Source organism: Metapseudomonas phytobenefica (assembly GCF_043392685.1).
GTDB lineage: Bacteria > Pseudomonadota > Gammaproteobacteria > Pseudomonadales > Pseudomonadaceae > Metapseudomonas.
Window position 1 is genome coordinate 182,497 of sequence record NZ_JBHZGM010000001.1, and the last position, 13,192, is coordinate 195,688.

Sequence of the window (13,192 nt, forward strand, 5' to 3'; positions counted from 1 at the left end):
GCTGAGTCCTCCCTGCCCGGTTGCCTGGATACCAGCCGCTCGCTAGCATCGGGTTTTCCCCTTGGCGCCCAGCCGATGCCCGCACCTCGATCCGGTTCCCATCCCGCCGATTCTCAGGCCCGGCCGCTGGACACCCGCTATCAGGTCGAAACACCGGAAGGCATCGACCTGGTCCTGCGTCCGGCCGGCCTGCTGCCACGCGCCCGGGCCTATGCCATCGACCTGGCGATCCGTGGTGCGATCATGCTGGTGCTGTTCATCGCCCTGGCCCTGCTCGGGCAGCTCGGCATGGGCCTGGGGCTGATCCTCATGTTCCTGCTCAACTGGTGGTACATGGTGCTGTTCGAAGTGCTCAACCAGGGCCGCTCGCCGGGCAAGCAGATGATGGGCCTGCGCGTGGTGCATGACGATGGCACGCCCGTCGGCTGGTCCTCGTCCCTGGTGCGCAACCTGCTGCGCTTCGTCGACCTGCTGCCCTTCGCCTACACCCTGGGCGCCCTCAGTTGCCTGCTGCACCCCACTTTCAAGCGCCTGGGGGACATCGCCGCCGGCAGCCTGGTGGTCTACCGCGACGAGAAGACCCAGCGCCCGACCTTGCCCAACGCCGAGCCGGAACGCGCGCCCTTCTCCCTGACCCTTGCCGACCAGCGCGCCCTGCTCGGCTTCGCCGAGCGCCAGGCCAGCCTTTCCCCGGCCCGCCGCGCCGAGCTCGCCGGCATCCTTGCCGAGCCGCTGTCGGTGCCGGAGGAACAGGCGCAGGCGCGCATCAACGGCATCGCCCGCGGCCTGCTGGGTTCGGATTCGCCATGAAACAGAATCTCTTCGAACGCCAGCACCGGGCCGCCTGGAAAGCCTTCGTCGAGCAACTCGAACGTCTCGAACGCGGCAAGGCCGACGCCCGTGCCTGTGAATCCTTCTCCGCCGACTACCGGCAGATCTGCCAGCAACTGGCCCTGGCCCAGGAGCGCGGCTACAGCAGCCATCTGGTGGAACACCTGCAGCAACTGGCCATGCGCGGCCACCAGCAGTTCTATCGCCACCGCAGCCACCTCGGTGCGCGCCTGCTGGGCTTCCTGCTCGGCGGTTTCCCGCGCCTGGTGCGCAGCCAGTGGCGCAGCATCGCCGCTGCCAGCCTGCTGTTCTACGGCAGCCTGCTGCTGATGGGCCTGCTGGTGCACAACTGGCCGGACCTGGTCTACAGCGTGCTGGACCCGGAACAGGTGTCGTCGATGGAATCCATGTACGACCCGGATGCCCGGCGCATCGGCCCCATGAGCGAGCGTGACGCGGGGGACGACTGGATGATGTTCGGCCACTACATCATGAACAACATCGGCATCGCCTTTCAGACCTACGCCGGCGGCCTGCTGTTCGGGGTCGGCAGCCTGTTCTTCCTGCTGTTCAACGGCCTGCATATCGGCGCTGTTGCCGGCCATCTGACCCAGGTCGGCTTCGGCGAAACCTTCTGGTCCTTCGTCATCGGTCATGGCGCCTTCGAACTCACCGCCATCGCCTTCGCCGGCGCCGCCGGCCTGCAACTGGGCTGGGCGCTGCTCGCTCCCGGCCGCCTGCCCCGAGGCGAGGCCCTGCGCCTGGCCGCCGGGCGCAGCGTGCAGCTGGTGGCCGGGGTGATCCTGCTGTTGGTGATCGCCGCCTTCGTCGAGGCCTACTGGTCGTCCATGACGCTGGTGACGCCACAGGTGAAGTACCTGGTGGGCGCAGGCCTGTGGCTGCTGGTGGCGCTCTACTTCGGCCTGGTGGGCAGGAGGACGCATGCGCCTGACTGACGCCAGCGTCGCCATCCGCCCGCGCAGCGCCTGGGAAGCCATGGACCTCGGCGTGCTGCTGGCGCGCCGTCACGCCGGTCTGCTGATGGCCAGCTGGGCCATGGTCACCGTCCCGGTATTCGCCCTGCTCACCCTGCTCTGCTGGAACTCCCCGGGACTTTCGGTGTTCCTTTTCTGGCTGCTCAAGCCCGCCTACGAACGGCTGCCGCTATACATCCTTTCCCGTGCCCTGTTCGGTGACACGCCGACCCTCAAGGAAGCCCTGCGCGCCTACCCGCGTCTGCTCAAGCCGCAACTGCTCGCCAGCCTCACCTGGCGTCGCCTGAGCACCACCCGCAGCTTCGACCTGCCGGTGCTGCAACTCGAGGGGCTCTCCGGACAAGCCCGCAGCCAGCGCCTGGTGGTGCTGGGCCAGCGCGACGCGGGCGGCGCCACCTGGCTGACGGTCATCGGCGTGCACCTGGAATCGGCCCTCTGGTTCGGCCTGCTCACCCTGCTCTACCTGATGCTGCCCCAGCAGGTGGCGATCGACTGGGACTGGCAGAAGCTTCTGGAAATGACCTCGGGCGAATGGCTCTGGCTGGAACACCTGTCCAACAGCCTCTACGTCCTGGTGCTGACGATCTGGGGACCGGTCTACGTCTCCTGCGGCTTCACCCTTTACCTGAACCGCCGCACCTCCCTGGAAGGCTGGGACATCGAGCTGCAGTTCCGCCGCCTGCGCCAACGCCTGACCGGCGCCGCCTACGCCCTGCTACTGGGCCTCGGCCTACTCTTCAGCCAATGGCCGCAGCCGGCCATGGCCGTGGATGCACCCGCCCTCTGCCCGGCACCCCAGTCCTTCCTGGACGGTCCGGACGCCGAGCGCCTCACCCACCAGCCGCTCACCAGCCGGGCCGCGAAGGACAGCATCACCGCGCTGCTCGACGCCGCGCCCTTCCAGAACCGCGAAAGCGTCACCCGCTGGCGCCTGGGTGATGAAAGTGCCGACAAGGAAGTGAACCCCGAAGACGTCGAAGGCTGGGCCGAATTCATCCGCAACCTGTTCAGGCTGGCTGAGTACGCCAGGAGCCTGGACAGCGTCGCGCTGGTGATCAAGGTGCTGCTCTGGGGCGTGCTGATCAGCCTGATCGCCCTGCTGCTCTGGCGCTATCGCGATTGGCTGGGCGCCTTCGTCGGACGCCTGGGCCTGCCCCAACGCCGCTCGCGCGAAGCCCCAGCGGTGCTGTTCGGCCTCGAACTCGCACCGGAAAGCCTGCCCGACGACGTCGCCGGGGAAGCCGAACGTCTCTGGGCCAGCCAACCCCGCGAGGCCCTCGGCCTGCTCTATCGCGCCCTGCTCAGCCGCCTGCTGCACGACTACCGCCTGCCCCTCAGGCAATCCCACACCGAAGGCGAAGTGCTGCAACTGGTGCTGCACCTGGAAAACAGCGAACTGGAATCATTCAGCCGCACCCTCACCGGCCACTGGCAGAACCTCGCCTACGGCCACCGCCTGCCCGCCGCCGAACTGCGCCAGGGACTCTGTGATGGCTGGCGGCGCCTGTTCGCCAGCGGAGCCGCGCAATGAACCTGCGTCCGCGTTTCCTCATCGGCGCCGGGCTGTTCCTGCTGCTGGGCCTGATCACGATCTACCTCGCCGGGCGTCTGCAGCCCTACCAGGAGACCATCGAACACGGCCCCTCACCCGAGGTGCGGGGCAACCCCTATCTGGCCGCCGAACATTTCCTGCGCAAGCAGGGCCTGCAGGTGACCCGCGCCGACGGCCTGGAAGTGCTGAACAACCTGCCCAGTGCCGGCAACACCCTGCTGCTGCTCGGCAGCCGTGCACGCATGACCCCGCGCCAGGCCGACCGCCTGCTGGACTGGGCAAGCAAGGGTGGCCACCTGCTGTTCATCGTCGAGCGCCTGTATGACGAGAAGGAAGGCAAGAGCGACGACCTGCTGGCCGACCGCCTTGGCATCCAGCAATACGAAAGCCGCGACCTCAAGGAAGACGAAAGCACCGAGCCGGAAGAGCCCGAAGCGCCGGACGGCCTGCGCGCCGCGGAACGGACGGAGGACGCCGCGCCTTCCCGGGACGACGAGACCGATGCCGAGAACGACCCATTCCCCGAGCTGACCAAGCTCTACCTGGAAAACGAACAGGCGCCGGCCTACGCCAGCTTCGATACGGACTTCCACCTCTACGACAGCCAGAACCGCGCCCACGCCTGGGCCAACAGCGCCAAGTCCACCCACATGCTGCAACTGAACCACGGCGACGGACTGGTCACAGTGGTCACCGATGGCTGGCTCTGGCAGAACCGCGAGATCGGCCAGTACGACAACGCCTGGCTGCTCTGGTACCTCACCCAGGACAGCACCGTCACCCTGCTCTACCGCGCCGAACGCGATAGCCTGGCCACCCTGCTCGGGCAGAACTTCCCCGAAGCCCTGGTAGCCCTGGCGTTGCTCATCGCCCTGGCTCTCTGGCACGTCGGCCAGCGCCAGGGTCCGTTGCAGGCACCGGCCAGCCGTGCCCGCCGGCAGCTGGAAGAACATCTGCGCGGCAGCGCCGACTTCCTGCTCCGCCGCAGCGGCCCTGCCAGCCTGCTGCAAGGCCTGCAGCGGGATATCCAGCGTCGCGCACGGCATCGCCATCCCGGCTTCGAACGGCTCCCCGTGGCCGAGCAGTGGCAGGTGCTGGGCCGCCTGACCCGCCTGTCGCCCAGCGCCATCAGCCAGGCCATGCGGCCGTTGCCCAGGCAACGCCTCAGCGCCGCCGACTTCACCCGCCAGGTCGCCCACCTGCAAACCCTCAGGAATGCCCTATGAGTGAACAGATTTCCGAGCCGTCGCAAGCCGAAACCGCCAGCCCCACGGCGACGTCCACCGCCACCCAGCGCCAGCGCGCCAGCCAGCTGGCCCAGGCCCTGCGCCTGGAACTGCAGAAGGCCGTGGTCGGCCAGGCGGCGGTGATCGACGACGTACTCACCGCCCTGCTGGCCGGCGGCCACGTGCTGGTGGAAGGCGTGCCGGGCCTTGGCAAGACCCTGCTGGTCCGCGCCCTTGCGCGCTGCTTCGGTGGCGAGTTCTCGCGCATCCAGTTCACCCCGGACCTGATGCCCAGCGATGTCACCGGCCACGCCGTGTACGACATGCAGAGCGAGCAGTTCAAGCTGCGCAAGGGACCGGTGTTCACCAACCTGCTGCTGGCGGACGAGATCAACCGCGCCCCGGCCAAGACCCAGGCCGCCCTGCTGGAAGTGATGCAGGAGCGCCAGGTCACCCTGGAAGGCCGCGCCCTGCCGGTACCCCAGCCGTTCCTGGTGCTGGCGACGCAGAACCCGATCGAGCAGGAAGGCACCTATCCCCTGCCGGAAGCCGAGCTCGACCGTTTCATGCTCAAGCTGCGCATGGACTACCCGGCGGCCGACGAAGAACTCACCCTGGTACGCCAGGTCACCCGTTCGGCCCGTGCCGACATGCTCGAAGTGGCGCCCCTGCGCGTCCTGGCCCAGGCCCGCGACCTGATCGCCCTGCAGAAGATCGCCAGCGAACTGCCGGTGGATGATCAGGTGCTCGACTACGCCGTGCGCCTGGCCCGCGCCACCCGCAGCTGGCCGGGCCTGGCCATGGGCGCCGGGCCTCGCGCCTCCATCGCCCTGGTCCGGGGCGGTCGCGCCCGGGCGTTGCTGCGCGGCGGCGACTTCGTGCTGCCGGACGATATCAAGGGCTGCGCCCTGGCCGTGCTGCGCCACCGCGTACGCCTGTCGCCGGAACTGGATATCGAAGGCCTTTCGGTGGATCAGGTGCTCCAACAGATCCTCGACCAGGTGCCGGCGCCGCGCCTATGAAACCGTCCCGCGCCCTGCTCGCGCTGGTAGCCGGACTCTTCGCTCTGGCCCTTCTGCTCGGTGCCCTGCCTGCTCTGGGCGTCGACCTGCCGGCGCAGTTGCAGCCGCTCTGGTGGGGCCTGCTCTGCGCCCTGGTCCTGCTTGCCCTGCTCGACGCCATCTGGCTGCGCCGTCTGCCTTCGCCGCGCCTGGAACGTGCATTGCCGGGCAACCTGGCGCTGGGCCGCTGGAGCGACGTGCGCCTCACCCTGCACCACGGCTACCAGCGCTCGCTGATCGTCGATGTGTTCGACCAGGTGCCCGCCGCCATGGACTTCGAGCCCCTGCCCCAACAGGTGGCCCTGCATCCCGGCGAACACACCGAGTTCGGCTATCGGGTGCGGCCGCTCAAGCGCGGGCATTTCCACTTTCCCGCCTGCGAATTGCAGCTGCCCAGCCCCCTGGGCCTGTGGCGGCACAAACGGGTGCTCGACCTGCCCGGAGAAGCCCGCGTCTATCCGGACTTCGCCCGCCTTTATGGCGCCCAGCTGAAAGCAGTGGACGACTGGCTCAGCCAACTCGGCGTGCGCCAGCGACCACGCCGCGGCCTCGGCCTGGAATTCCACCAGTTACGGGAGTTCCGTGATGGCGACACGCTGCGCCAGATCGACTGGAAAGCCACCGCCCGCAAGCGCACACCCATCGCCCGCGAATACCAGGACGAGCGTGACCAGCAGATCGTCTTCCTGCTCGACTGCGGCCGCCGCATGCGCAGCCAGGACGGCGACCTGTCGCACTTCGACCACGCCCTCAATGCCAGCCTGCTGCTCAGCTACGTGGCCCTGCGCCAGGGCGATGCGGTGGGCCTGTCCACCTTCGCCGCCGAACGCGACCGCTTCGTGACGCCCGTGAAAGGCCCGGCCCAGTTGAATGTCCTGCTCAATGGCGTCTACGACCTGGACAGCACCTTGCGCCCGGCCGACTTCAGTGCCGCTGCCGAAGCCCTGCTCACCCGCCAGCGGCGCCGCGCCCTGGTGGTGCTGGTCAGCAACCTGCGCGACGAAGACGATGCCGAGCTGTTCAGCGCGGTGAAGCGCCTGGGCCGCCAGCATCGCCTGCTGGTGGTCAGCCTGCGCGAGGAAATCCTCGACCACCTGCGCCATACCCCGGTGCAGGGCTTCGATGACGCCCTCGCCTACTGCGGCGCGGTGAACTATCTCAACGCCCGCAACAGCCTCCACGAACGCCTCGCCGCCCACGGCGTCCCCGTGCTGGACGCCCGCCCCAGCGAACTGGGCCCACAGTTGGTGAGCCGTTATCTGGCGTGGAAGAAGGCGGGGGCGCTGTAAGGACGGTTCTGCGCCGGAACGTTGGGTTTTGCTGCGCTCTGCGCCAACCTACGTCCCTGCAGTTCCGTAGCCTGGTTGAAATCCGGGAAAGTCCCACCGCCGCTCCCGGATTTCATCCGGGCAACGATCTCCCCGATTCACGCCGAAAAGAAAAAGGCGAAGCCTCAGCTTCGCCTTTTTCATTGCACGCGATCTCAGTGGTGCTTGCGCGGCACCGGCTTGAGCAGTTCGGTGGGGGGCATTTCACAGTTGATCTTGCGGCCCAGCAGCTCCTCGATCGGCGGCAGGGCGAAGGCATCGTCCTCGCCGGCGAAGCTGATGGATGTGCCGGTGGCGCCGGCGCGGCCGGTACGGCCGATGCGGTGAACGTAGTCGTCCGGGTCTTCCGGCAGAGTGAAGTTGATCACGTGGCTGATGCCGTCGATGTGAATGCCACGGCCGGCGACGTCGGTGGCCACCAGGACGCGGATCTTGCCTTCACGGAAGCCTTCCAGGACCTTGATGCGCTTGTGCTGAGGCACGTCGCCGGACATCTGGGCGGCGCTGATGCCGTCCCTGGTCAGGCGCTCTTCGATGCGGCGCACTTCGTCCTTGCGGTTGGCGAAGACCATCACCCGCTCCCAGTTGTTCTGCGCCACCAGGTTGTAGAGCAGCTTGTACTTGTCGCTGCTGGCCACGGCGTAGACGTGCTGTTCGACGGTCTCGCTGGCGACGTTTTCCGGCTCGATCTCGACGATGGCCGGGTCGACGGTCCACTGCTTGGCCAGGTTCATCACGTCTTCGGTGAAGGTGGCGGAGAACAGCAGGGTCTGGCGTTCGCCCTTGTACGGCGTCTGGCGGATGATCTGGCGCACCTGCGGGATGAAGCCCATGTCGAGCATGCGGTCGGCTTCGTCCAGGACCATCACCTCGACCATGTCCAGGTGCACTTCGCCGCGCTGGTTGAAGTCCAGCAGGCGGCCGGGGGTGGCGACCAGGATGTCGCAGAAGCGGGATTCCAGCTGCCTGAGCTGCTTGTCGAAGTCCATGCCGCCGACGAAGCTCATGACGTTCAGGCCGCTGTACTTGGTCAGCGCCTGGGCATCCTTGGCAATCTGCACCACCAGTTCGCGGGTCGGCGCGATGATCAGCGCACGCGGCTCGCCCATGTAGCGCTCTTTCGGCGGCGGGGTCTGCAGCAGCTGGGTGATGATGGAAATCAGGAAGGCGGCGGTCTTGCCGGTACCGGTCTGGGCGCGGCCGATGGCGTCCTGGCCCTTGAGGGTGAAGCCCAGCACCTGGGCCTGGATCGGTGTGCAGTAAGGGAAACCCAGGTCGTGGATGGCGTGCATCAGCCGTGGGTCGAGGTTGAAGTCGTGGAAGCGGGTCTTGCCCTCCTGGGGCTCCACCACGAAATCCTCCAGCTTCCAGTTGTCCACCGGGGCAGCCGCCTTGGCCGGACGCTCACGGCGCGGCTTGTCGGCCTTGGGTTTGTCGCTGCGGGGCTTTTTCTCGCCACGGGGCGGGCGTTCGCTGGAGCCTTCGGCCTTTTCGCCTGCTTCACGAGGCGCTTTCTTCGGTTTGGCCGGACGCTCTTGCTTCTCGGTCTGGGCGGGGACTGACGCGGTGGGGGCGGGTTTGGCCTGCGGCTCTTCACCCTTGCTGAATATCTTCTTGAGTGCCTTGAGCACGGTGGTCTCGTCGATTGATTAAGGAATGAACGGCCGCCAGTGTAAAGCAAGATGCCCGCAGGGCGAAGAGCCGCGGGCACTCAAGGGCTTGACTTGGACTAAGGAAGGGACTCCAGCAGCAGCCGGCGGAGGTTTCCGCCCATGATGGCGGCGATGTCCTGCTCGCTGAATCCGGCCTCCTGCAGGCCCTGGGTCAGCTGCGCCAGGCCGCTGGTGTCGAAGGGCGTGCGCACCGCGCCGTCGAAGTCCGAGCCCAGCGCCACATGCTCTACACCGACCTTGTCGGCGACATGGCGCATGGCCCTGACGATGGCCTTGACCGAAGTTTCGCAGACGGCGGTATCCCAGTAACCGATGCCGATCACCCCTCCAGTGGCAGCGATGCGCTGGAGATGCGCGTCGGTAAGGTTGCGCGGACCCGGGCAGGTGCCCTCGACGCCGGTGTGGGAAACCAGCACCGGACGCTCGGCCATGTTCAGCACGTCGTCGATCAGGGCGCGGGAGGCGTGGGCCAGGTCCACCAGCATCTTCTTCTCCTCCAGGCGGTCGATCACCCGGCGGCCGAAGGGAGTCAGGCCGCCCTTCTCCAGGCCGTGGGCGGAGCCGCCCACCTCGTTATCGAAGAAGTGGGTCAGGCCCATGATGCGGAAACCCGCGTCGTACATGCGATCGATGTTTTCCAGCCGTCCTTCCAGCGGGTGCAGGCCTTCGGTGGCGAGGATGGCGGCAACCTGGTTCGGGTCCCTTTCCCAGGCCGCGAGGTAGCGGGTGAAGTCGTCGCGGCTGCGCACCAGGGTCAGCTTGCCCTGGCTGCCGGCGGCGGCCTCTTCCAGTTTCCGGCCCTGATAGAGGGCACGCTCCAGCAGGCTGTGCCAGGTCGCACGGGGCCAGCGCTGGGCCATGACCAGCAGGGTGATGTTGTCGCTGTCGGCGCCATTGCGCTCGTAGTTGAGGCCACGCGGGGTCTTGGTCACGGTGGAGAACACCTGCAGGCCGACATGACCTTCGAGCAGGCGCGGCAGGTCACTGTGGCCGAAGTCATGGCGCTCCAGCAGATTGCGGTTCCACAGCAGGGCATCGTCGTGCAGGTCGGCGACGAACAGGGTCCTGTGCAGCTTCTCGGCCTCGTCCGTGGCGCGATAGGGCGGCGGCGATTCCACCGTGTTCATCTGCCGGTCGAGGAGCCCCGGCAGGTAGAAGAATATCCCCAGGCCAACGGCCACCAGCAGTAGCAACGCGATCAGGAGTTTGCGCATGTCCAGCTTCCCGGCTGTCTTGTTTGTGCACGGACTCTAGCAAACCGACGATTCAAGCCAGGGGAAATCAGGGGAACATTCGCGTTGCCGAATACCGGGGCATTAACTGTCGAGGCCCGGAACCCGCAGTGGGTCGTTACCCGTACAGGCGATTTCGGCCATTCTGCTTGGCCTGGTAGAGCGCGTTGTCGGCGCGGGCGATCAGGCCCTGCAGGCTGTCCGGCTGCTGCATCTCGGCCATGCCGATGGAAACGGTCACGCCGGGCAGCACGCCCAACGGCGAATAGAAGGAGGTGATCTGCTCCAGGCTGACGCGCAGTCGCTCGCCGATGACGCGCGCCTCAGCGTCACTGATTTCCGGCAGCAGGATGACGAACTCTTCGCCGCCGTAGCGCGCCATGCTGTCTTTGGAGCGCAACTGGTTGCGCAGAGTGTGGGAGACCAGGCAGAGCGCGTAGTCGCCGGCCAGGTGGCCGTGGCGATCGTTGTAGGCCTTGAAGTGGTCCACATCCAGCATGAGCATCGACAACGGCTGCTCATTGAAGACGCAGCGGGTGCTTTCGCGCTGGTAGATCTGCTCCAGCCAGCGACGATTGAAGAGCCCGGTGAGGGTGTCGATCTTGGCGTTCTGTTCAGTGTCGAGAATGATCCGGTTGCCCTGGCGCAATCGCTCGCAGAGCACTTCCAGCAGGTTCTGCATCAACTGCGGCGACAGCTGGAACAGCTTGACCAGGGATTGCCGGTGCAGGCGCAGCACGGTGGTGGGCTCACTGGCCACCACGTAGGCCGAAGGATGGTCGTTGTCGATGAAGCTGATCTCGCCGGCGCACTCGCCCGCTTCGATGGTGCTCATCGGATTGTTATCCAGGGAACCGAGATAGACCTTCAGCCGCCCGCTCAGGACCAGGTAGAGGTACTGGTTGCGGTTGAACGGCGACAGCAGCACTTCCCCTGCCTCCAGATCGCAGGCACGAAATTCCTTGAGCATCTGCGCGAGACAGTTCGCGGTGACGTTCTGGAACAGACGCAATCGACTCAGCAGAGCCGGGTCTTCTTGCCAGTGGACATGCTTCATGGCTGCAACGGCCTCGGATGGCAGTCGAAGCGGACGACCCCCGCTAACGATCCTTGTCTCAGCTGTAAACCCGGTGTGACAGTATTCCCGCACTTTTTGCCTGGCAATGCCCGCCTGGAGCCGGGCCGACAGACGGCCGGATAACGGTAAGGAGCGCGACGATTGCCGATATTCACCACAATTTCACAGCAGCTTTATCAGCGCACAGAAATACCCGGAGCCGCTGCTGGCGGTCCGGATCGACAAGTGTGGATGGTGCGCAGAGCAGAAGGCCGCCCCAGGAGGCGGCCTTCGACAGCCAGTATAGATAGCCTCAGGCAAGCAGGCGGAATTTCACCGCATAGCTGGCCATGCGTGCTTCCAGCTTCGCCTGCAGCGATTCGTCCAGCCCCGGCACGCGAATCTCCGCGACCTGACCGTGGCGGTCGTCGTTGACCACTTCCACCGCCACTCCCGGCGCGATGGCGCCCAGTATCTGCTCCAGCACGCGGCGGATGGCGTCGAAACGCAGTGCCGGCTTGAAGGTCTTGCCCACGGCGGTGACCGGAATGGCATCGATGATCCAGACATCCTTGGGCACCGCCGCGCGCTCGGGCACATGCTGGGCGGCGTGCGCCAGCAGTTCGGCCTCGCTGACGCTGGCGCCGGGCTTGAGCTGCACATAGGCCACCGGCAGTTCGCCAACCTTGTCGTCCGGCTTGCCGACGGCGGCGGCCATGGCCACGGCGGGATGGCGGTGCAGGGCTTCCTCGATCATCTGCGGGTCGATGTTGTGGCCGCCGCGAATGATCAGGTCCTTGCTGCGACCGGTAAGCCAGATGTAGCCGTCTGCATCCATCCGCCCCAGATCGCCGGTGTTGAACCAGTCGCCGTCGACCCAGATGTCCTTGTTCTTGCTGGCCTGCAGGTAGCCCTTGAACACCGTCACGCCGCGTACGCAGAGGTTGCCGATCTCGTTCGGCGCGGCATCGCGCAGGTAATGCCCCTGCTCGTCGAGGATCGCGATCTTCACCTGGCAATAGGGCATGCGCATACCGATGGAACCGGGTCGGCGCTCGCCGTGGGCGGGGTTGCCGCAGGTGCCGCAGGTGGCCTCGGTCAGGCCATAGCCTTCGATCAGCTTGAGGCCGGTCTTGGCCTCGAACTGGCGGATCAGCTCCACCGGCATGGGCGCGGCGCCGCACAGGGCATAGCGCAGGCTGGACAGGTCGTGCCCCTCGCTGGGCACCTGCAACAGGCCCGCGTAGATGGTCGGCACGCCGCTGAAGAAGCTCACCCGGTAGCGCTCGATGATTTTCCAGAAGTTCTGGATCAGCCGTGTATTGCGATAGCCCTGGGGGGTGGCGATGAGGAACTCGGCCCCCGCGAAGATCGGGGCGAGGCCGGTGACCATCACGCCATTGACGTGGAACAGCGGCAGGCCGCAGAGGGTGCTGTCGCCCTCCCCCAGGTTGATGGCATAGGCCAGGATCATCGCCATGGCCACTTCGTTGCGGTGGCTGTGGGGCGCCAGCTTGGGCGTGCCGGTGGTGCCGCCGGTATGGAAGTAGGAGGCGACGTCACCGGGCGCAATCACCCGTCCGCTCTGCAGGTGATCGGCGGGGAAACGGTCGAGCAGTTCGTCGAAGTCCAGCACGCCTTCCGGCAATGGCTCGCGTTGGGCCTTGATGGCGCTGCGCTGGGGTTCAGGCAACAGGTTGGCCAGGTCGACGGCGACGATGGCCTCAAGCTCCGGCAGGCGGTCACGCAGGCCGGCCACCTTGTCCCAGAGATCGGTGCCGGGGAACGGCGCCAGGGTCACCAGCACCCTGGAGTCGGCCGCATGGACCAGTTCGGCGATGTGCTCGGGCTCCAGCAACGGGTTGATGGCATTGACCACGCCGGCCGCTTCCCCACCCCAGATGGTGAAATGGGTATGAGGCAGGTTCGGCAGCAGGAAAGACACCGCCTTGCCCGGCCGCACACCCAGGTGGTGGAAGGCGTTGGCCGCCTGGGTGACCCGCGCCAGCAGCTCGGCATAAGTCAGCTCGAACGGCGCTTCTTCGGTGTCGCCCTGGAGCAGGAAGGTCATGGCGCGCTTGTGCGGATGGCGCTCGGCGCTCTGACGGATCAGCTCATAGGTGCTGTCCGGCATACCGCGTTGTTCCAGCGAAAGGCGTTCAATTTCTTCGATGTCGCGCAGGGTGGCGATGGGCGGAGCTGAGGTCTGGGCCATGGTCGGTACTTGTTCTGTCGGG

Annotated in this window: 10 protein-coding genes; 6 read left to right on the forward strand and 4 right to left on the reverse strand. The window is 66.6% G+C overall.

Translation table 11 applies throughout. The annotated features are described in order from the left end of the window. Positions 1-75: 75 nt before the first annotated feature. From ACFW0B_RS00855 to ACFW0B_RS00880, 6 genes are read left to right on the forward strand one after another with little or no spacing between them, the layout of a single operon-like run. A complete protein-coding gene (locus ACFW0B_RS00855; RefSeq protein ID WP_449146068.1) occupies positions 76-810 on the forward strand; it encodes an RDD family protein in 735 nt (244 codons plus the stop codon). Then, positions 807-1,787: a stage II sporulation protein M gene (locus ACFW0B_RS00860; RefSeq protein ID WP_449146069.1), complete on the forward strand. Its 981-nt coding sequence runs from the start codon at positions 807-809 to the stop codon at positions 1,785-1,787. Before ACFW0B_RS00855 ends, ACFW0B_RS00860 begins: the two co-directional genes overlap by 4 nt. Then, on the forward strand, positions 1,774-3,357 hold the full coding sequence (locus ACFW0B_RS00865; RefSeq protein ID WP_449146070.1) for a DUF4129 domain-containing protein: 1,584 nt from the start codon (positions 1,774-1,776) through the stop codon (positions 3,355-3,357). Before ACFW0B_RS00860 ends, ACFW0B_RS00865 begins: the two co-directional genes overlap by 14 nt. Next, a complete protein-coding gene (locus tag ACFW0B_RS00870; protein ID WP_449146071.1) occupies positions 3,354-4,604 on the forward strand; it encodes a DUF4350 domain-containing protein in 1,251 nt (416 codons plus the stop codon). Before ACFW0B_RS00865 ends, ACFW0B_RS00870 begins: the two co-directional genes overlap by 4 nt. Further along, positions 4,601-5,626 (forward strand): AAA family ATPase, encoded by a 1,026-nt coding sequence (locus ACFW0B_RS00875; RefSeq protein WP_449146072.1) that lies wholly within the window; start codon positions 4,601-4,603, stop codon positions 5,624-5,626. Before ACFW0B_RS00870 ends, ACFW0B_RS00875 begins: the two co-directional genes overlap by 4 nt. Beyond that, positions 5,623-6,954: a DUF58 domain-containing protein gene (locus tag ACFW0B_RS00880; RefSeq protein ID WP_449146073.1), complete on the forward strand. Its 1,332-nt coding sequence runs from the start codon at positions 5,623-5,625 to the stop codon at positions 6,952-6,954. The genes ACFW0B_RS00875 and ACFW0B_RS00880 overlap by 4 nt, the downstream gene beginning before the upstream one ends. A 194-nt stretch (positions 6,955-7,148) precedes the next feature. On the opposite strand, the gene rhlB is transcribed toward ACFW0B_RS00880, so the two are convergent. The 4 genes from rhlB to ACFW0B_RS00900 form a co-directional block, all read right to left on the reverse strand. Beyond that, the gene (rhlB, locus tag ACFW0B_RS00885; RefSeq protein ID WP_449146074.1) at positions 7,149-8,624 is read right to left on the reverse strand and encodes an ATP-dependent RNA helicase RhlB; all 1,476 of its coding nucleotides are present in this window, start codon (positions 8,622-8,624) and stop codon (positions 7,149-7,151) included. Between the two features lie 98 nt (positions 8,625-8,722). Next, a complete protein-coding gene (locus ACFW0B_RS00890) occupies positions 8,723-9,880 on the reverse strand; it encodes a dipeptidase (RefSeq protein ID WP_449146075.1) in 1,158 nt (385 codons plus the stop codon). Between the two features lie 136 nt (positions 9,881-10,016). Continuing rightward, positions 10,017-10,955: a GGDEF domain-containing protein gene (locus ACFW0B_RS00895; protein ID WP_449146076.1), complete on the reverse strand. Its 939-nt coding sequence runs from the start codon at positions 10,953-10,955 to the stop codon at positions 10,017-10,019. 313 nt (positions 10,956-11,268) lie between these two features. Continuing rightward, entirely contained in the window at positions 11,269-13,170 is a 1,902-nt protein-coding gene (locus tag ACFW0B_RS00900; RefSeq protein ID WP_449146077.1) for an acyl-CoA synthetase, read from the reverse strand. Between the last annotated feature and the right edge of the window lie 22 nt (positions 13,171-13,192).